The organism is Mesorhizobium sp. CA7 (assembly GCF_020165015.1).
In the GTDB taxonomy this organism is placed as follows: Bacteria; Pseudomonadota; Alphaproteobacteria; order Rhizobiales; family Rhizobiaceae; genus Mesorhizobium.
In genome coordinates this window covers 209,062-227,498 of the sequence record NZ_JAIUHH010000005.1, presented here as the reverse complement: position 1 = coordinate 227,498, position 18,437 = coordinate 209,062, and the positions used below count along the sequence as shown (strand labels likewise).

17 protein-coding genes are annotated in these 18,437 nt (G+C 59.8%); 8 read left to right on the top strand and 9 right to left on the bottom strand.

Annotation, left to right across the window (positions count from 1 at the left end; genetic code table 11):
- Window positions 1–78 precede the first annotated feature (78 nt).
- Window positions 79–1,596 carry a PAS domain S-box protein gene (locus LB552_RS13415; protein ID WP_224606599.1) on the top strand — a complete coding sequence of 506 codons (1,518 nt, stop codon included), beginning with the start codon at window positions 79–81 and terminating at the stop codon, window positions 1,594–1,596.
- A 15-nt stretch (window positions 1,597–1,611) separates the two neighbouring features.
- Here LB552_RS13415 and LB552_RS13410 read toward each other — a convergent pair whose 3' ends face one another.
- Window positions 1,612–2,250: a hypothetical protein gene (locus LB552_RS13410; protein WP_224606596.1), complete on the bottom strand. Its 639-nt coding sequence runs from the start codon at window positions 2,248–2,250 to the stop codon at window positions 1,612–1,614.
- A 184-nt stretch (window positions 2,251–2,434) separates the two neighbouring features.
- Here LB552_RS13410 and LB552_RS13405 point away from each other — a divergent pair, with 184 nt between their 5' ends.
- The 5 genes from LB552_RS13405 to LB552_RS13385 all read left to right on the top strand — a co-directional run bounded on the left by LB552_RS13405 (window position 2,435) and on the right by LB552_RS13385 (window position 5,619).
- The gene (locus LB552_RS13405) at window positions 2,435–2,998 is read left to right on the top strand and encodes a DUF1003 domain-containing protein (protein ID WP_224606593.1); all 564 of its coding nucleotides are present in this window, start codon (window positions 2,435–2,437) and stop codon (window positions 2,996–2,998) included.
- A 70-nt stretch (window positions 2,999–3,068) separates the two neighbouring features.
- The gene (locus tag LB552_RS13400; RefSeq protein WP_224606590.1) at window positions 3,069–3,434 is read left to right on the top strand and encodes a VOC family protein; all 366 of its coding nucleotides are present in this window, start codon (window positions 3,069–3,071) and stop codon (window positions 3,432–3,434) included.
- 29 nt (window positions 3,435–3,463) lie between these two features.
- A complete protein-coding gene (gene xth / locus LB552_RS13395; protein WP_224606587.1) occupies window positions 3,464–4,234 on the top strand; it encodes an exodeoxyribonuclease III in 771 nt (256 codons plus the stop codon).
- 162 nt (window positions 4,235–4,396) lie between these two features.
- On the top strand, window positions 4,397–4,783 hold the full coding sequence (locus LB552_RS13390; RefSeq protein ID WP_224606584.1) for a hypothetical protein: 387 nt from the start codon (window positions 4,397–4,399) through the stop codon (window positions 4,781–4,783).
- 548 nt (window positions 4,784–5,331) lie between these two features.
- Window positions 5,332–5,619, top strand: a complete 288-nt coding sequence (locus tag LB552_RS13385; RefSeq protein ID WP_095768510.1) for a hypothetical protein — start codon at window positions 5,332–5,334, stop codon at window positions 5,617–5,619.
- Window positions 5,620–5,710: 91 nt separating this feature from the next.
- Here LB552_RS13385 and LB552_RS13380 read toward each other — a convergent pair whose 3' ends face one another.
- Window positions 5,711–5,932: a hypothetical protein gene (locus tag LB552_RS13380; protein WP_318012035.1), complete on the bottom strand. Its 222-nt coding sequence runs from the start codon at window positions 5,930–5,932 to the stop codon at window positions 5,711–5,713.
- A gap of 286 nt (window positions 5,933–6,218) precedes the next feature.
- On the bottom strand, window positions 6,219–6,440 hold the full coding sequence (locus LB552_RS13375; RefSeq protein WP_095768511.1) for a hypothetical protein: 222 nt from the start codon (window positions 6,438–6,440) through the stop codon (window positions 6,219–6,221).
- Between the two features lie 725 nt (window positions 6,441–7,165).
- On the opposite strand from LB552_RS13375, the gene LB552_RS13370 reads away from it, so the two are divergent.
- A complete protein-coding gene (locus LB552_RS13370; protein ID WP_411965980.1) occupies window positions 7,166–9,814 on the top strand; it encodes a PAS domain S-box protein in 2,649 nt (882 codons plus the stop codon).
- Window positions 9,789–10,286, top strand: a complete 498-nt coding sequence (locus tag LB552_RS13365) for a response regulator (protein ID WP_224606578.1) — start codon at window positions 9,789–9,791, stop codon at window positions 10,284–10,286. Before LB552_RS13370 ends, LB552_RS13365 begins: the two co-directional genes overlap by 26 nt.
- Before the next feature lie 700 nt (window positions 10,287–10,986).
- Here the strand turns inward: LB552_RS13365 and LB552_RS13360 are convergent.
- The 6 genes from LB552_RS13360 to LB552_RS13335 form a co-directional block, all read right to left on the bottom strand.
- Window positions 10,987–11,946 (bottom strand): manganese catalase family protein, encoded by a 960-nt coding sequence (locus LB552_RS13360; RefSeq protein ID WP_224606575.1) that lies wholly within the window; start codon window positions 11,944–11,946, stop codon window positions 10,987–10,989.
- A gap of 198 nt (window positions 11,947–12,144) precedes the next feature.
- Window positions 12,145–13,113, bottom strand: a complete 969-nt coding sequence (locus LB552_RS13355; RefSeq protein ID WP_224510244.1) for an ABC transporter permease — start codon at window positions 13,111–13,113, stop codon at window positions 12,145–12,147.
- Between the two features lie 4 nt (window positions 13,114–13,117).
- Window positions 13,118–14,122 carry an ABC transporter permease gene (locus LB552_RS13350; protein ID WP_224606572.1) on the bottom strand — a complete coding sequence of 335 codons (1,005 nt, stop codon included), beginning with the start codon at window positions 14,120–14,122 and terminating at the stop codon, window positions 13,118–13,120.
- Window positions 14,119–15,672, bottom strand: coding sequence for a sugar ABC transporter ATP-binding protein (locus LB552_RS13345; RefSeq protein ID WP_224606569.1), 1,554 nt, complete (start codon window positions 15,670–15,672; stop codon window positions 14,119–14,121). The genes LB552_RS13350 and LB552_RS13345 overlap by 4 nt, the downstream gene beginning before the upstream one ends.
- A 61-nt stretch (window positions 15,673–15,733) precedes the next feature.
- The gene (locus LB552_RS13340) at window positions 15,734–16,714 is read right to left on the bottom strand and encodes an ABC transporter substrate-binding protein (RefSeq protein WP_224606566.1); all 981 of its coding nucleotides are present in this window, start codon (window positions 16,712–16,714) and stop codon (window positions 15,734–15,736) included.
- Window positions 16,715–16,772: 58 nt separating this feature from the next.
- Window positions 16,773–18,434 (bottom strand): GMC family oxidoreductase, encoded by a 1,662-nt coding sequence (locus LB552_RS13335; RefSeq protein ID WP_224606548.1) that lies wholly within the window; start codon window positions 18,432–18,434, stop codon window positions 16,773–16,775.
- Between the last annotated feature and the right edge of the window lie 3 nt (window positions 18,435–18,437).

The window sequence follows — 18,437 nt, the reverse complement described above, 5'->3', positions numbered from 1 at the left end:
GGACCTGGACCCTGGACGCGGTGCTATTTGGTCGAGGATGGCCGAACTTTTCAATAGAGCCATCCGTGGGACAGAGCCATGCAGCACGGAGCCGTGAGTGATCCGGGCATGGGCCGAGGCCAGCTTGAGCCGGCCGACGGCGATATTGTCCGCGAGCAGGCCGTCCTCTTTCGTCTCACCGACCGACTTTACCGTGCCAACGGCCTTGGCGAGATCTACGATGCGGCCCTGGATGCCATATGCGACGCCCTCGGTTCGTCACGCGCCTCGATCCTGAGATTTGACAGCCACGGCGTCATGAGCTTCGTCGCCTGGCGCTCACTCTCTAATGAATACCGCGAGGCAGTTAACGGTCACACGCCGTGGACGCCCGGGGAGCACGATGCCGAGCCTATCTTTGTCGAGGATATTCGTCTCAGCGGTGAATCTCGGCAGATCATCGACACGGTCCTTGGCGAGGGAATCGAAGCGCTGGCTTTCATCCCGCTTGCCACCTCCCGCGAGCTCATCGGCAAGTTCATGGTCTACTATCCGGCACGCCATCGCTTCGGGGATCGTGAACGCGAACTTGCGTTGACCATTGCCCGTCAGCTCGGGTTTGCGATCGAACGGGAGCGGGCGAAAACCAGTGCGACGCGACTGAGCGCGCTCGTCGAATCCTCGGATGATGCAATCATCGCGACCGATTTGGATGGCATCGTCACGGACTGGAACAGCGGCGCTGAGCGTCTCTACGGCTACGGCCGCAAGGAAATGGTCGGACGTCCGCTCATGTTGCTGATACCGCCCGATCGGCAGATCGAGGAGCGGCAGATCCTGGTGCGCATTCGCAATGGAGAGCATGTCGAGCATTTCGAGACCGTTCGCCTGCGCAAGGATGGCAGCAGCATTCCCATCTCTTTGACCGCTTCCCCCATCGCGGACGCGTCTGGCGCAATTGTCGGTGTCTCCAAGATCGGCCGTGACATTTCCGAGCGGCTGCGGGCGCAGGAGCAGCGGGAGTTGCTGCTTCGCGAGATGGACCACCGCGTGAAGAACCTCTTTGCCATCGCAAGGACCATCGTCAATTTGAGCGCGCCAGCTGCTGAAACTCCGGCCGCGCTCGCCTCCACCGTTTCTGACCGCCTCGGCGCCCTCGCGCGGGCGCATGCGCTGACGATGCTCCCCTCGACTGGCCCATCCGTTCAGGTCGCGACGAGCCTACATGCATTGATCGCCGCAATCCTCGCGCCATACCGGCATGGAACTGACGACCAGCCCCGCTTCGCGATCAGTGGCACCGATCTCCCGGTGCCTCCAGCGATGATCACGCCGCTTTCTCTCCTGCTACACGAATTCGCCACAAACGCTGCCAAACATGGGAGCCTCTCGGCGCCCGACGGCTCGATCGAGATCGCTTGCTCCAATAGAGACGGTAAGGTGAGTGTCCAGTGGAGAGAGGTAGGAGGACCACCTCCGGTCGCAACCGAAGACGAAGGCTTCGGGAGCCGCCTGATCCGCGCCGCCGCGAATGAGCTTGGCGGAGTCGTGCGAGATTGGGACCCCGCCGGAATTGTCCTTGAGATCACGATCGATAGTGAAAGATTCTCGGTCTGATGCCCGAGCCGCTTGTCAGCGCAGCAGCCCATCGCTCTCAAAATCTTCCCATCCGCGCAGTTTGGCCTCCGAGTTTTCGTCTCGGCCATTCCTGGCTGAATGGGCAGCCTCGCGGCCCTTCTTTTGTGCGCGCTTGACTGCCGCTCTTGCGGCGGCGCGCCGGCGGTTCTCAGCGGCGGTAGCCGCGTCTTCCTCGCGCCAGACGGTGACCAGATCGCGGTCGAGCACATCCTCGATATGGCGCGGGTCGAACACGTGAAAGGTGATCTTCCTGGCGCGGCCGCGAAGCTTGACTGTTCTGGTCCCCGCGCTCTGCAACCGACCATCCTTCAGCCAGCGGTGCCGCTCGCCGGACGAGATCGTCAGGATGTCCTCGACTTCGCGGGGGATGACCGGCAGGTCCTCGATGTCGCGCATGGCTTTGGACACGATCGCAGTCGCCGCTTCAACATCGGCATCCGAGTCCTCAGGAAGGCGCAAGGTGAGCACGCGGGATTCGATGTGAAGCAGCTTTCTCAACTGCGCAGGAAGGCGCGCGCGTATCTTGAGGAAAATGCCCCTGGCCCGCATGGACGATCCCAGAGTCGCCGCCGGTGAAAGCGGCCATTCAGCCATTAATTTGGCGGTCGGTTCGGTTTTTCGGCGCCCGGGCATATCCCATAAATAGGCCGGGCTGGGCCAAGCACAACGCCGGTGCAAGAGGCAACCCGGTGTGACGCGGCGCCACCGACCTTAGACAGAGGATTCTTCCAATATCCGCCATCTGAGAACCCCTCAACGGAGCGAATTGTCGATCGGCGAGTTAGGCTGGCTAGACGGAAGAGACTGGATTGGACGGATGGCAGCATCGAAAAGCAACGGTCACTTCACGCCAACCAAGCCGGCGCCGGAAGGCCTTGCCCCTGCTCTGGCGCGAAACATTGAGGCGCTGATCGAGAGGCGGAAACGAGAAGCCACGGCCGCATCGCTGGAGGAGCGCGCGGCCGCAGCGATAAGCGGCTTCGCCGGAAGCATGGTCTTCGTCTACTTGCACATTATCTTTTTCGGGATCTGGATCGCCCTCAATCTCGGCATCCTGAGCTTTGTCAGACCCTGGGACCCATCACTGGTCATCTTGGCTATGTTCGCCTCGGTCGAGGCCATCTTTCTCTCGACCTTCGTGCTGATCAATCAGAACCGAATGACTGCGGAGGACAATTCCAGGGCAGACCTCGATCTGCAGGTCAGTCTGCTTAACGAGCACGAAACCACCAAGCTTATCAAGCTGGTGGAGGAGATTGCCAAGCGTCTGAACATAGATACCGATGCGGATCACGAACTCAAGGAACTCAAGCGCGATGTGGCGCCGGAGGCGGTTCTGGACAAGATTGAAGAGGTGGATGACCGTCAGACGCCCAAGTGACAGCTCGCCAATAGAAGCGGCAATTTGAAACTGAGGCGCTACCAGGTTGGGTCAATCAGAGGATAGGAGCATGTTCGACCACATCGGCTTCAACGTCGGGAATTTAGAAAAATCGCTCGCCTTTTACAAAGCAGTGCTCGCTCCTCTCGATCTTGGCGTGCTCGAATCCGGAGAGGGCTGGGCAATGTTGGGTGGCCATGCCGGTCGTCTCTGGATAGGGGCATTCGGACCTCCTCCTGCACCTATCCACATAGCGTTCCGAGCCGGCTCCCGCGCTATGGTGCACTCGTTTTACAAGGCAGGCCTCGCCGCCGGAGGTCGCGACAATGGCGGGCCTGGCATTCGCGCCCAATACGCACCGGATTATTATGCAGCTTTTGTGCTCGACCCGGACGGCCACAATGTCGAAGCCGTAGCCTTCGCCGCAGATGTCTGAAGCAGCGCACTCCAGGTAAGGAAAACATTGTGACGCGGATCGCGACCTTCAACGTCAACGGGGTCAACGGCCGGCTGCCGGTGCTCCTGAAGTGGCTGGCCGAGACTGACTGTGACGTGGTCTGTCTTCAGGAACTGAAAACGTCCGACGAGAAATTTCCCATCGAAGCAATTCGGGACGCCGGTTTCGGCGCGATCTGGCACGGCCAGAAATCCTACAACGGAGTGGCGGTGCTGGCGCGAGGGAGGGATCCGGTCGAACGTCGCCGGGGCTTGCCTGGCGATCCCGACGACACGCACAGCCGATATCTAGAGGCTGAAATCGACGGCCTGGTCGTCGGTTGCATCTACCTCCCGAACGGCAATCCGGCGCCGGGCCCGAAATTCGATTATAAGCTGCGCTGGTTCGAGCGTCTTGTCGACTACAGCAAATCGCTCTTGGGCGAGCGCACGGTGCTTTGTGGTGACTTCAACGTCGTCCCGACTGAGATCGATGCCGTAGTACCTCGCCGCTGGTTGGGTGACGCCGTCTTCTTCCCGGAAAGCAGGAAAGCCTATGCCCGCATGCTGGGCCTGGGTTGGGTGGATGCGATGCGTCGGATCCACCCGGGCAAGGGCATCTACACCTATTGGAATTTTTCGTATCGCGGCGGCTACGATCGAAGCTCCGGCCTGCGAATGGATCATCTGCTTGTAAGCCCGTCCCTTGCGGAGAGCATTCTGGCCGCAGGTGTCGACGTCGAGACCCGTGGATGGGAAAAGCCCAGCGATCACGCACCCGCCTGGATCGACCTCGGTTAAGACAGTTTGCTTGACCGCTCAAAAGACAAGGTGCTTGCGCTTTCGTCCGGTCTTTCTCGGATAGGCCTTCATGTCAACCGCGTTCCAGACGCCCCTCGCGGGTGGCGGGCTCAGCGCACCTTCACAAGCGGAACCTAATGTTCGCCTGCCGCTTATGCCGGAATGAGCACCAGAGGCATCAACTTCCTCGATAAATGGATGGCAGAGCACCTGCCGAACGCCATGACAGATGATCCCATGGCCGTCAGTGATCTCGCCGATGAGATGATGAAAGCGGCAGAGCGAGAAGGCATTCCGGCCAGCGAAATCCACGAGGAAGTTGATAGTGTGTTCGGGGTGATCTTCGAGGCGATGCATCATCGGGAAGGCAGCTTGCCCGAGGCTGAGAAAGCCGTGTTGGATCAGTTAGCGGCACGGCTGGCCAGGGAGGCCGGCATCTCAGATGACCAAGCTGGCGAACTGCTTAAGCGCATCGGCACGGACTGGGACCCGCTCCTTAACGAAGCGCATTTTCTGAAGGAGCTTGAAGGCAGGCTAGAGCAGGAATAAATACCTCTTCGGTGCGGTGACCCCTGCGCGAAGCACCAAATCGTCTGGACGGACGATCGGGGAACAGGGTGCGAAAAATCCTCTACCTTTTCCAACAGCGTCTGTTGACCTCGACCTGCTTCGGACGAACTTGAAAAGGCAGGCTAGCCCCGGCTTGGTTCAGGCAGGCGGGTTCGCCGGTTCGTGAGGCCCCCGGGTCAGACGGCCCAACGGAAGTCCAAACGGGGCTCCATTTTTCCGAGTGGTAAGCGCCTCATATCGAACTTCTTGACCGCGTCGCTTTCGCTAGAAGCGGACAATCAAAGCGTAGAATCGGCAGCTGGATGGGCCAGCACAAGCGGTCTATGAAAAAGACCAGCACGCCGTAGATAGACGACAAGCTAACTTTCACCAGCCGCGCCTGTGCACTGTTGCTAGAAGTTCAAATTTGACCTTTCATGATCATGATTTGTCTAGAGTCTTTCCCATAGATTTTATAGCGTCTGCGCTATGAGTTTCGGCAGTTGTGAATCGCCGCCGGCTTACTATGCCGACGATAGGAGAACGCAATGACCCGCACTCACGTTGAACGTCTTGGAGAGTTCAGGGAAATCCTGGTCGCGACTCGACGCGAAGGCGTCCGTAATGTGCACCATACGCGCGACGCAATGCGGGCAAGTGGCTTTCAGATCGGGGATAGCGAAGGCTCCAGCTATGGTGCTCAGCTGAAAGCGCTCCAAGAAGAAATTGAGGCAGTTGATCGCGCCATCGAAGACGAGAAGCGGCTGGCCTTGGCTCTCGAAGGACGAACTCAATCCCGCCGCCCGACCAAGCCAAGGATCGTGAAGGCAACATAGAGTTAGCGCAATCGTTGGAGCTGGTTCGCGGCCCAACTCGGCTACTCTAAAAATTATGCTGATATTTGCCCCTCGACCAGGCTTTACACCGTCAGCGAGTATTCCGCATCGTTGCTGAGATCTCGCCATAGGGCGTGAGCCCGCACCGGCCCACCGACATAGCCTTGGCGCACGCCTTGCTACCCCAGCCGAACGCCTGCGCATCCTCCTCGGCGACGCCGCCGTCGACCATTAGCTGCTTGAGCCCAGCTGGCGTCCAGCGGTAGTAGTCATGCTGGCGCGCATGCACGTAGAACGGGAAGGGTGCGGCCACCAGCGTCCAGCCGCGGCTTGCTCATGACGTGGATGTTCGCTTCGGCCGCTTGCGGGCCCTGCACATGTTCCAGCGCGCTGACGGTCGGTTCGGCAAAAGGGCCGAGAGCCATGACCGTGAGCCTTGCGGACAAGTCGCGGCTTATCGAAAATCCGCGGCATGCGCCCGTTCTGATCAATCTGGCAAAGGCGTGGACGATGGCGAAGCCCGCGCCGACAGCAACCCCGTAATGGAGGCTTACCATGGCGCGGGCTCTCCGCTTCTGAACCCGGGATACCTGAAACTGTCAGTTCAGCGTCGGTTCGCCCATCGTCTCGGCAAGAAAGGACGCGGCGATCAAATCGTCCGCGTCGATGCGTAAGGAGCCTTCGCCGCGCCCCATGATGGCCGCGACCTTCTGGAAGGTCTTGATCTCATGCTCGGTGATCCTGGCGTCCCGCATCCTGGTTCTCAGATCGGCGACACGCATCCCGAGCGACCGGGATGTTCCGATTTCTCTATTCGACATTGGTCAGTCCTCCTCCCCCCGCTCGTGTCTGTTTCGCCGCCGCCCGAATTCGCAGCCTGCCCACAGTGAGGAGCATCAGCATGCAAGCTCGTGAGAATCTTCTGATATTATGAATTAATGATGAATTCGCGCGACTGTAGTTCAGCCCTGGATCGACCATCGTGATCACCGCGCCGCGCTCGGAGTATTCGAACGTGTCCAGAATCTTGTGAATGACGAAATCAGCTACATTGGGCGCCGAGCCGGCGTGATCTTCCCTCCATCCCGAAATCAGCGCGTCATCCCTTGGCAGCAGTCGTGTGCCTATTAAGTCTCCGACAACTGCACGACCGTTAAATATGTAGCGACTTGTATTAGCGTCCAGAATTATTAACGCTCCGCAGCATCGGTTGCGTCCTTGGAGCGGGCAGCCTCTCGGCAGAAGCCAGGCCGGGAACCGGATCTTTGACTGGCTGCTTTCCAAATGGGGTCTGGTCAGGTCGCGGTGTCGTGCAAGCGAGCGGCAAACGACTAGAAAATAGCGGCGTCATCGAGTTGCCGGATTTGTGGGCCCAGCACCGGCGAACGCCTTCCAGCATCAACCCTTGCGGCTACTGCCAGGTGAATTGCCCAGCGCGTTGGAACCTCTTGCGAAACCGGGTGTTAAGCTGCGTTCAGGGGAATTCAACCTTTCATGGAACGACGAGTCTTGCCCTCCAGCATTTCTGGCGCGAAATCCCTGGCCCATGGCGAGCAGGTCGAAGGGCCCCGTGCGGTCCTGCTCCTCGGCAACGAGATGGAAGATTTCTTCGAGAATGCAGCCGTGGCTCCACCTAGTGGCCAATGACGGCACCATTTTGGGCGCCAATCGAGCCGAACTGGACTTGCTCGGCTATTCCGCGGAGGAATACGTCGGCCGCAATATCCGGGAATTTCACGCCGATGCCGCCGCAATCGACGACATTTTGAACCGCCTTTCTCGGCATGAGCAGCTTCAACACTATCGCGCGAGGTTGCGCGCCAAAGACGGCTCCATCCGTTGGGTGGAGATAACATCAAATGTTCGTTCGGCTGGTGGTCGGTTCCTCAACACGCGCTGCGTCACCCTCGACGTAACTAACAAGGTCGAAGCGGAAGAGTTGTTGCGCGAACAGGAGCAGAGACTTGCCCTGACCTATCACAGCGCTGGTGTGGGAATCGTGGAAGCTGACGCCGAAGGCCGGCTGCTGCGGGTGAACGGACATTTGTGCCGTCTTTTGGGCTGTACGCAGGAGGACCTTGTTGGCCGATCTATTTTCGATCGGACCTTTCCTTCCGACGTCGAGGCGGATCGCACGAAATATCGCCAACAGGTCGCCGGCGAGATCAAAAGCTACACGATCGAGAAGCGGTTCGTCCGCAAGGACGGGTCGCTTTTCTGGGCTGTCGTAACCTCTTCCAGCGTTTACGACGGCATCGGGCGGTTTCACTACGCAGTACGGGTGCAGCACGATATCACCGAGCGCAAAGAGATCGAGGCGACACTCGCGCAAAGGGCCGAGGAGCAGGCTGCGCTGCATCAATTGACCGAAATGCTGCAGCACGCCCATACCCGCGAAGACGTCTACGAGGCTGCGCTCGATGCGATCCAGCGCGGGCTAAGATGTCAGCGCGCTTCTATTCTGCTTTTGGAAGGCGGAGTGATGAAGTTTGCCGCCTGGCGGGGCTTGTCGGACGCGTATCGAAGCGCCGTGGAGGGCCATTCGCCCTGGTCCGCAGCAGACCACGATCCGCAGCCAATTTGCATGCGCGATGTGGAACACGCCGAGCTCCCGAGCAACTTAAGAGACGCAATCCGAACAGAAGGCATCGGCGCGGTCTGTTTCATTCCGATAATCGAAGGCGGGCGTCTGCTGGGCAAGTTCATGGCCTATTTCGACGAGCTGCACGAATGCTCGGCAGAAGAGATTGAAGTCGCCCGGACAATCGCGCGCCAGCTCGGGTTCGGCATTGAACGTGTCAGAGCACAGAATGCGACCCAGCGACTGGCGGCAATCGTGGAATCGTCCCACGACGCCATCGTAAGCAAGGATCTCAACGGCATCGTCTCGACTTGGAACCGCGGCGCCGAGCGCCTCTTCGGCTATACGGCCGCGGAGATGGTAGGCAAGCCCATCACCACCATCATTCCTGAGGATCGGCAGCACGAGGAGCCGCTGATATTAGGCCGCATCCGCAACGGCGAACTCGTGGATCATTTCGAAACGGTTCGCCGCCGCAAAGACGGAACGCTGATAGATATCTCTCTCACAATATCGCCGGTGCGGGATGCCTCAGGCCGTATCGTCGGAGCTTCCAAAATCGCCCGAGACATAACTGACAAAAGGATAGCGGAAGCGAAGATACAAGACAGCGAGCGCCAGCTTAAAGACCTGCTCGCTGCCATTCCTGCCGCGATCTACACCACCGATCGCGACGGCAAGATCACCTATTTCAATGAAGCGGCGATGCAACTCGCCGGCCGAACGCCCGTGATTGGCACCGACGAATGGTGCGTGACATGGAAGCTCTACTGGCCGGACGGAACGCCGCTTCCCCACGATCAATGTCCCATGGCCATCTCGCTGCGCGAAGGGCGGCCCGTCCGAGGATATGAAGCGGTGGCCGAGCGGCCGGATGGAACCCGGGTTCCATTCATTCCCTATCCGACCCCGATACGCGATGCCGCTGGAAACATCACCGGCGCCATAAATATGCTGGTCGATGTGAGCGAGCGTAAGCAGGCCGAAACCCAGCAACGGATCTTGCTCGACGAGCTCAATCATCGCGTGAAGAACAACATGATGATGCTGAAGTCCCTGCTTTCGGTTGCGGCGAGGACCAGCAAGAGTTCAGAGGCCCGCACCGTTCTGGATGAGGCCAGCAAGCGGGTGGCCGCCATGGCTGCCGCTCAGCGAGTCCTCTATGACACGCCCGACGCCATCAACTTCGGTGCCGGACCTTTCTTGGGAGCTGTTTGCGAGACCGCAAGACAGATGTTCCCCCCGGCTGTTCAGTTGTTCTGCGAGGCAGATCCGATCCAACTGCCAAACGACGTTGCGATGCCGCTGGCGCTCACTATCAACGAGCTTTTGATCAATGCCGTGAAGTACGGCTTGCCCGGAAATGGGCCTGGAACCATCCGTGTTTCCATCAGACAGAACGGCCGAGCCATTAGCCTTGTGGTCGAGGATGAGGGCCCGGGCTTCGAACTGAGTTCGGTGCGCTCGTCGTCGTCAGGCCTGCGACTTGTAGAAGGGCTAGTGCGACAGATCGGCGGGACTTTTGAAGTTAGCCGGCACCCGTCCAGATGCACCGTGACCTTTTGTCTGATGCCCCAGGAGATTGGCCTTGCGACCGAAAGCAGCGATACCTGAGTTGAGCCGTGCGCGGGATATTAATCGATCGTTCGGGCCGCAGATCGTCTTCTCCCGAGATGATGTGAGCGGAGGACACGCTGAAACCACTCTGAACCAGTCGATCTTGGTCGTCGAAGACGACTACCTGATCGCGCTGGATATAGAGGCCGGACTGCTGGCGGAAGGCTTCTCGCTAGCGGGCGTCGCGACCAGCGCCGATGAGGCGATAAGTATGGCGCTCTCGACCAAGCCGGTGCTTGCCCTGATGGATATCCGCTTGCTTGGCAAGCGGGACGGCATCGACGCGGCCGTGGAATTGTACCGCGAGCTTGGCATACGATGTATCTTTACGACGGCGCACGGTGATCGCGACTTGAGGCTTCGAGCCGAGGCGGCCAGACCGCTGGGCTGGGTGCAGAAACCCTATTCTATAGCGACGCTCGTCGCAGCCATTCGAGATGCCTTTCAGAAGCTCGAGAACGAGAGCTGAACGCGTGGGGAGGGCCATTTAAGCGGTTGGATCGCCGAGCGCGCCACATCAGTGCTTGATTTGGGTGCCAAGGTGCTCTGTTCTCTTAGCCTTGCGGCAGGTTCGTCTCGATCGCGGCAGCCGTGCTCGTACATGATCACGGCTTTTTATGTTTAGGGCTGTCGCGCCCCATCCTCGGAAGAAGATTGTGATTTGCAAGGCCGTCCGGATCTGTCGTGACCCTGCCTCCTCGACATGCGTGACAGCGCTCACGCGCTCGATCTGATGGGCGCAGGATATGGAAGGGCCGGCGAACGCTGCGGGATTGCTTCCGCTCCGGATGATTCTGGACGCCAACAACAGGTTGATGTACGAGCCGCTGCTGAGGAGATCGAGCCATCGCGCGGCGAATTCGCCGGGCGCATGATTGGGGCTTTGGATGCGTGGCCGCAATCTGTTGGCTGATGATCACACGGTCCGCAATCGAGCGGTTCTGAAGAGTTCGCGAACCCTGCGCAACCGAAACGCAACGACAACGTCTGGCGACCAACGCTGACTAACGTCTCGCACCCAAGGTGCTCGAAGCATCAAGCGAAAAGTGCAGACAGGTGCGGGAGACGATTCCGCCTCTCCGCTCTTGCGGGCTCGTCTACCCGTCAGGACGGTGACGGGTAGACGAAACCGAGCCTCGTCAGGTCGGCAGGTTCAATCAGCCCGAATCTTATTTTTTCTTGCGAGCAGCGGCTTCGGCGCGCACAGGCGCCTCGTTGATATTGGCGGCGCCGCCCATGTCGCCATTCTTGGTTCGCCCGGCCCCCGGCCCGGCGCCTATATCCGCGCCTGTGGTCGGATCAGAGGAGGGATCCGAAAGCGTCCGCTCTCCCATTTTTGTAACCACTTTCATGTCTTTGGCCGCCAGCTTGACTGTTGCTGTCCCATCGCCATCGTCCGCCGGCATGACTTCCTCAAGATCGTCCACGCGGTCCCATTCGTCTCCCGAATTCCAGGGCCCATTCGTGTCCCCTTCACCCTGCGACGTGTTGACGTACATGCTCGCATATTTCTCAATGCCGGGGAGCTTGCCCGTCGGAAAGTTGTTCTCGATCGCGTAGAGCGCTTTCTCGAAAGATTTTTGATGCGCGATTTCGCGCGTCATGAGGAATCCGAGGGCGTCTTTAACGCCGGGATCTTCGGTGATGTTGATCAGTCGCTCATAGATCTTGGCACGCGCCTCGGCGGCAATGTTAGACCGCAGATCGACGGTAGGCTCGCCGCGGGAATCGATATAGGCGGCAGTCCACGGGACTCCGGCCGAGTCGCACAACGCAGGTGCGCCGCCAAACAAGATGGACTCTTTGGCCGTCGTGCCGCTTGCGCCGACCATCAAGTACAGTTCGGCTTCTTTCATCTGCCCTTCGGCCAGCTGCGCCTTCAGGCCTTTGTTGAGCATGGTGACGATCGAGCCGACGACCTCGAGATGACTGAGCTCCTCGGTCGCTATGTCGAGCAACATGTCCTTTCGGCCGACATCGTCTTCGCCCAGCCCTTGGGTGAAATAGCGCATTGCGGCGGCAAGCTCGCCATCGGCGCCGCCGAACTGCTCCATGATCATGCACGCCAGCCTCGGATTCGGCTCGGAAACGCGAACGGTGTATTGCAGTCGTTTATTGTGCATGAACATGAGGCTTCCTCCAAGGGTTGGGGCTTCCTAACCTCCCGACACCTGGAATGTTCCTGCGTATAGACAGAATGACTTAAATCGTGCGTCTTCTGAATCCGCGGAGCCGCGTTGACGTCGCGTGCTCACCCGGATCCGACTTTGCACGAGAATTCCTGCAAGCTAACCTTATGCAATACTTAAGTGGGAGGACCGAGACGATCAGAGCGCGTTGAGGCGCCGACGTGTCAGTCGGGCCTGAAGGAGCACTACGACCAGGAGGAACAGTCCTCGGATCACTGATTGCCAGTAGGCTGAAAGCGAGATCCATCCCATGCCGTTCTCGAAATTCAGAACATTGAAAAGGATGCCGAGCAGGAGCACGCCGGCGAGCGTGGTCACAACCGAACCCGAGCCGCCGGTGAGCAACGTCCCGCCGACCACAACGGCTGCGATGGCGAACAATTCCCAACCCACTCCTTCAATGGGCTGTCCCGCCCCAAACTGCGATGCCAGGATAACGCCGGCGAGCCCTGCGAGTCCCCCGCTCGCGACATAGACCAAAAACTTCACACGATCGGTCCGCAGGCCCATGAGACGCGAAGCATCCTCGCCGCCGCCGATTGCCAACACCGCCCGTCCGGTACCGGTGTAATTCAAGACAAGGGAACCAATGAGATATGCCACGACGGCGATCGCCGCCGGGATCGGAAACGTCCAGAAATTGCCTTGGCCGATGGCAGTGAAGCCCGATTCATAGGAGACCGAAACGGTCTGGTTGCCCGCAAGCAGGAGGGCCGAGCCACTGGCGGCCTGCATCGTGGCGAGAGTGGCTATGAACGGCATCAGATTGGCGCGTGTGACAAGGGTCGCATTGATGAGCCCGGCGGCCAGCCCAGCGCCTATACCCGCCGCGAGACCAGGAACGATTCCATAAGGGCTTGCCAATGCCGAAGCCACGCTACCCAAGGCAGCGACGGAGCCCACGGAAAGATCGATTCCCCCTGTCATGATGACGAAGCACATACCAAGCGCCACCAGTGCGAACATGGAATTGTAACGCAGGAGAGTCATGACGTTGTAGAAGCTGAGGAACCGATCATAGCGCAGGAAACCGAATAGAATGAGCGCAGCCAGGGCGATCAATACGCCGTAGGTGCCAATAATGCGGACGAGGCGGGCACGATTCATAAGACTACCCGCGATGCTGCTGCTGCAGCCACACGGCGAGTGCGATGATTCCTGCCTTGACCACCAGGGCAGCGGCGTCAGGCACCCCGTTCGCCAGAAGGGTGTAGCGCACCAGTTGAATGGTAAGCGCGCCCAGCAGGCTACCGATGATGGTGGCCTTGCCGCCGCTGAGCAGAGTGCCGCCCACGGCAACCGCCGCGATGGCATCGAGCTCCATACCAAGGCCAACCAGGTTGGCGTCGCTGGAGGAGTTGATTGCAATCACGATTAGCCCGGCCAGCCCGGCGCAAAGGCCGCTTATGCCATAGACAGCAAGCTTGATCTTGGAGACTGCAATACCAGCGAGTTCGGAAGCCTTTTCATTGCCGCCGACCGCCAATATGCATCGCCCGAACAGCGTTTTTTTCAACACCCATGCAGCTGCCGCGACAATGACAGCCATGATGATGACTTGCGCCGGGATGTCCAATGGTCGAGCAAGGCCGATCCATTGAAATTCAGGTACGCGGAAGGTTTGCAGGTTCCCGTTGGTCATCACCTGAGCGATGCCGCGGCCGGCGATGAACAGGACCAGTGTCGCGACAATCGGCTGGATGCGGAAGCGTGCGACCAACCAGCCATTGAAGAGCCCCAACAGCCCGGCCACCAATACCGAGACGATCATCGCGGCAGCTACGGCCAGGTGGATGCTGCCGATCGGAAGGATCTTGCCCATGAAGATCATCGGTGCCAGCGCACCCGAAATCGCCATCAGCGATCCGACGGAGAGATCGATGCCGCCCGTGGCTATGACCAGCGTCATCCCGACGGCTACGATGACGATCGTGCAGACCTGGGTGAGGTTGACGTTCAGCGTCTGCATTGTCGCGAAATTGCGTGTGAAGGCGAGGTTGAACGCAACCAGCAAGACAAGTGCGATCAAGGTACCGTAGCGTGACAGAAAGCCGAAGAGGTCGAAGCTCCGCGCGACGGCATCCCGCTCCGCATATGACCTCGGCAGCTCGGTCATGTCGTGGCCCCCGAGGAAGCGCTTGTCCCGTGCGCCATCGCGGTCAGCACTTTTTCTTCGTTAGCGGCTTCAGCTTCCAACTCGGTCACGCTGACGCCATCGCGCAGAACGAATATGCGATCCGCACCTTCGATCACTTCCTCCAGCTCTGACGAGATCATGAGCACACCGAGGCCCTGATCTGCAAGTCTCCGGATCAGACGCTGGATCTCGCCCTTGGCACCCACATCGATTCCCCTTGTCGGCTCGTCGAGTATGAGTAGCTTCGGATTCATCGCCAGCCAGCGGGCAAGCAGCACTTTCTGCTGGTTCCCACCCGAAAGCTCCCGCACCTTCTGATTGGGTCCGGAGCATTTAATGCCGAGCTCGCGGATGAACCGCTCGACGATTTCGCGCTGACGCGAGTCGTCCAGCACGCCGTTGCGGCTGATTTTCGGAAGCAAGGCAAGGGTGAGGTTTTCTGCCACCGTCATCTCCGGCACGATACCTTCGCCCTTGCGGTCCTCGGTGCAGAAGCCCATCCCGGCGGCGATCGCGTCGGCGGGACGGTCGGGGTGGTACGCGGCACCCTCCATCGTCATCTGGCCGGCGCTTGAGCGATCGGCACCGAACACGAGCCGTGCGGTTTCGGTGCGACCTGCGCCGAGGAGGCCCGCAAAGCCCGCGATCTCGCCGCGCCGGAGATCGAAGCTCACATTGCGCACAGCCTGCCCGGCCCCAAGCCCTCGGGCCGAAAACATTACATCCCCGATTCTAGAGCGGTCGCGCTCGCCGAAGGCTGTGGCGTGACCCTCGACAGCCGCGACATCGCGGCCAAGCATAGCTGCGACAAGTTCCAGTTTGCCGATTTCTTCCATTGCGGCGCTGCGCACGGTGCGGCCGTCGCGCATGATCGTGACTTGGTCGCAGACCTCATACAACTCGTCGAGCCTGTGGCTTACAAAAATGACGGACACCCCTTCAGCCTTCAACTGATGAATGACGCTGAACAGCACTCCCACTTCGCGTTCGTCGAGCGACGAGGTCGGTTCGTCCATAATGACAAGGCGAGCGGAGAACCCTATAGCCCGCGCGATCGCGACCATCTGCTGTGTTGCAGTGTTGAACTCGCCAAGCGGACGGCGAACATCGATGCCAATTGCGAAGCGGCTCAGCAGGCGCTCGGCTTCCGCGTGCATGGCATTCCAGTCGAGCAGGCCGTAACGGCGCTGTTCCCGACCCAGGCAAATGTTCTCCGTCACTGACCGTAGCGGGACCAAATTGATCTCCTGATAGATCGTGCTGATGCCGTTGACTTGTGCCTGGTGGGGCGAGTGGACCTCAAAGGGCTCGCCTTCGAACAGCACTTGCCCGGCATCCTTGCGGTAGTATCCGGTCAAGACCTTGATCAGCGTTGATTTGCCCGCGCCGTTCTGGCCTATCAGGGCATGGACCTCGCCTGAGCGCACGGAAAGCGACGCATCCGCCAGCGCCGGTATGCCGGCGAAACGCTTTTGGATGTCGCGCATGTCGAGAAGCAGCGTGGAAGGTCCGTCCGGCGGCCGCGTCATCAGCAAAGCTCCGAAAAAGCCTCCCCGCCGAGGCGGGGAGGCGCCCCTTTATCCAGACAACTCAGAACGCCGTACTGATCTTATCCTTTGCGTTCGTGCCATCGTAGAAGTCGTCGTCGTTCTTGATGAAGGGCGGGATTTGCTTCCCCGCGGCATAGTCAGCCATCGTGGCGAAAGCCTTCGGTCCGAAAAGCGGGCTGCAGCCGCAGATGGCGCCGATCTTGCCATCGACGATTGCTTGCACGCCGTCCTTTTCGCCGTCGATCGAGACGATCAGCACATCTTTTCCGGGCGTCTTGCCGGCGGCCTCGAGAGCTGCGATCGCGCCGAGCGCCATCTCGTCATTATGGGCATAGATGATATCGGCTTCAGGATGGGCCTGCAGCAACGTCTCGGCCACCTGGCGGCCCTTGTCGCGAGCGAAGTCGCCCGACTGTGAGGCGACAATCTTGAATTCCGAGTGCTTGGCGATGATGTCGTCAAACCCCTTCTTGCGATCGTTGGCTGGCGAGGAACCGGTGGTGCCTTCCAGCTCGATGATCTTCGATTTTCCATTTGCGTTCTTCACCACCCATTCGGCGATGCGGTTACCCTCATTGATGAAGTCGGAGCCGATGAAGGTGACGTAATCCTGGCCAGGCTTGGCCATGGTATGGTCCACATCGCGGTCAATGAGAAAGACCGGGATGCCGGCATCACGCGCGGCCAGGATGACCGGCACCAACGGCTTGTCCTCGCGGGGAGGCAGGAAAATCGCGTCGACGCCCTGCGCGATCATGGAGTTTACGTCGGAGGCCTGCTTGGCCGAGGATCCGGCGGCATCAGCATAAACGAGCTGATGGCCGAGCTTTGCAGCCTCATCCTGCATGCTTTTGGTTTCAGCCAGCCGCCATGGATTGTTGCTCTCGGTCTGGGCGAAGCCAACCTTGTACTTGTCTTTCTTGGCAAGTGGCGGGAGCGCGGCGAAGGCGCGTGGAGCGAGGGTAAGAGCGGCCACGCCGACGGCGGAGCCTACCAACAATTTCCGACGGGTAATGATCATGCTTTCCTCCTTGGTTGTCGCGTTTTGACGCCGTTGAATATTCCTCGCCTATGGCGGGCTAGGTCAGCTCGCTTGCAGACTCCGCCCTCGATTGAGTCACTGCGCCCGCTTCCAAAATGAAATCGGCGCAGCGGTCGCCCAGCATCATGGCGGGTGCAGCCGTGTTGCCGGCGTTGATGTTAGGGCACACCGACATGTCGGCAACGCGCAGGTTCTCTATCCCGCGCACCCGCATGGCCGCGTCCAGAACGGCCATTCGATCGCTGTCCGGGCCCATGCGGCAGGTGCCGGCCGGATGGTAATTCGTTTTGACGAAGCGCTTGCAGTGCCTTTCGAGCGCCGCGTCGCTGAGGTCGTCTTCCCGGGGGACGGCTACAGCCTTGACGCGGTCCGCCAGTGGCTTCGCGTGGAATGCCTTCAGGAAATAGCGCTGGCCGGCAATCATCTGCTTCATGTCGTCTTGATGTTTGAGCAGGTGCGGAGAGACGACCGGCATGTCGTTCGGATCTGCCGAACGCAGCTTCACGAAGCCACGGGACTTCGGCTTGACGACCACGGTCGTAACAGTGAGGCCGTAGGTATTCTCGACCAGGGTCAGGATATCGCGGTCCAGGTACACATGGGGCACGCAAAAAGCCTGGATCGTCGGTTCGCCGTCCGGGTCGGTCGGATTGACAAAAGCCCCAGCCTCGACTCCCGCGGACAGGATCGTACCGGCGCCGAACAGCTTGAAATGCAAGCCGTTCTTGATCATCCGCCAACCCTGGCCTTGCTTAAAGTAGCCGTAAGGCCCGTTTGCCGTGGCAATGATCGGCACTTCCGGATGGTCGATCAGGTTCTGGCCGACGCCTGGAAGGTCGACGACGCAGGCAATGTCATGTCTGGAAAGTTCCTCGGCCGGGCCAATACCTGACAGCATAAGGAGTTGCGGCGATACCAGCGCGCCCGACGAGACGATCACGTCGCCGTCCGCATAGGCCTCGTGCTCGGTTCCCGATTGGTCAGTGTAGATTACACCCTTTGCGCGCTCGTTCTGGATCAGCAACTGCCTCGCGGCAGAATTCAGCCTCAGCGTCAGCCTGGGATCCTTAGCCAATGGCTCGATAAACGCATAGGCAGCGCTGCTACGCTTCCCGCGCCGGTTCATGAACTGATAGAAGCCCACTCCGCGTTGCGACGGCCCGTTGAAGTCATGATTGTAGGGCAGTCCGAGCCGTTGGACCGCCTGTACAAACCAACGCGAAACGTCGTCAATGTGACCGGGGTCGGAGACAAGCAACGGTCCTTCGCTGCCATGCAACTCGCCGCCGAGGCGGTTATTGCCTTCCATGCCCGTGAAGTGGGGCAGCACCGCCTGCCAGTTCCAGCGGATGCCGGCATTGTTGCCGCGCAGCAACTCATCCCATTCGTCATAGTCCGAGGCACGGCCGCGCATATAGACCTGGGCGTTGACCGAGGTGCCGCCGCCCAGCACGTTGCCTTGCGAGATTTCGTGTTGACGTCCATCCAGGTGCTGCTGCGGCTCGGTGCGGTAATAGCGCATGAACTTCGAGCCATTGATCATCTTGAAGATCCCCGGCGGCATATCGAGCAGCGGGTGGTGATGCGAATGCCCGGCTTCGAGAAGCAGGACCCGCCGTCCTGCCCTCACCAGCCGCGCCGCGACCACGCAACCCGCTGCTCCGCCGCCCACCACGATATGATCGTAAGTCTGCGTCATTCT

Coding starts and splice junctions, on each gene's coding strand:
- LB552_RS13415 (WP_224606599.1), top strand. CDS start 79: ATGCAGCACGGAGCCGTGAGTGATCCGGGCATGGGCCGAGGCCAGCTT.
- LB552_RS13410 (WP_224606596.1), bottom strand. CDS start 2,250: ATGCCCGGGCGCCGAAAAACCGAACCGACCGCCAAATTAATGGCTGAA.
- LB552_RS13405 (WP_224606593.1), top strand. CDS start 2,435: ATGGCAGCATCGAAAAGCAACGGTCACTTCACGCCAACCAAGCCGGCG.
- LB552_RS13400 (WP_224606590.1), top strand. CDS start 3,069: ATGTTCGACCACATCGGCTTCAACGTCGGGAATTTAGAAAAATCGCTC.
- LB552_RS13390 (WP_224606584.1), top strand. CDS start 4,397: ATGAGCACCAGAGGCATCAACTTCCTCGATAAATGGATGGCAGAGCAC.
- LB552_RS13385 (WP_095768510.1), top strand. CDS start 5,332: ATGACCCGCACTCACGTTGAACGTCTTGGAGAGTTCAGGGAAATCCTG.
- LB552_RS13375 (WP_095768511.1), bottom strand. CDS start 6,440: ATGTCGAATAGAGAAATCGGAACATCCCGGTCGCTCGGGATGCGTGTC.
- LB552_RS13370 (WP_411965980.1), top strand. CDS start 7,166: ATGGCGAGCAGGTCGAAGGGCCCCGTGCGGTCCTGCTCCTCGGCAACG.
- LB552_RS13360 (WP_224606575.1), bottom strand. CDS start 11,946: ATGTTCATGCACAATAAACGACTGCAATACACCGTTCGCGTTTCCGAG.
- LB552_RS13355 (WP_224510244.1), bottom strand. CDS start 13,113: ATGAATCGTGCCCGCCTCGTCCGCATTATTGGCACCTACGGCGTATTG.
- LB552_RS13350 (WP_224606572.1), bottom strand. CDS start 14,122: ATGACCGAGCTGCCGAGGTCATATGCGGAGCGGGATGCCGTCGCGCGG.
- LB552_RS13345 (WP_224606569.1), bottom strand. CDS start 15,672: ATGACGCGGCCGCCGGACGGACCTTCCACGCTGCTTCTCGACATGCGC.
- LB552_RS13340 (WP_224606566.1), bottom strand. CDS start 16,714: ATGATCATTACCCGTCGGAAATTGTTGGTAGGCTCCGCCGTCGGCGTG.
- LB552_RS13335 (WP_224606548.1), bottom strand. CDS start 18,434: ATGACGCAGACTTACGATCATATCGTGGTGGGCGGCGGAGCAGCGGGT.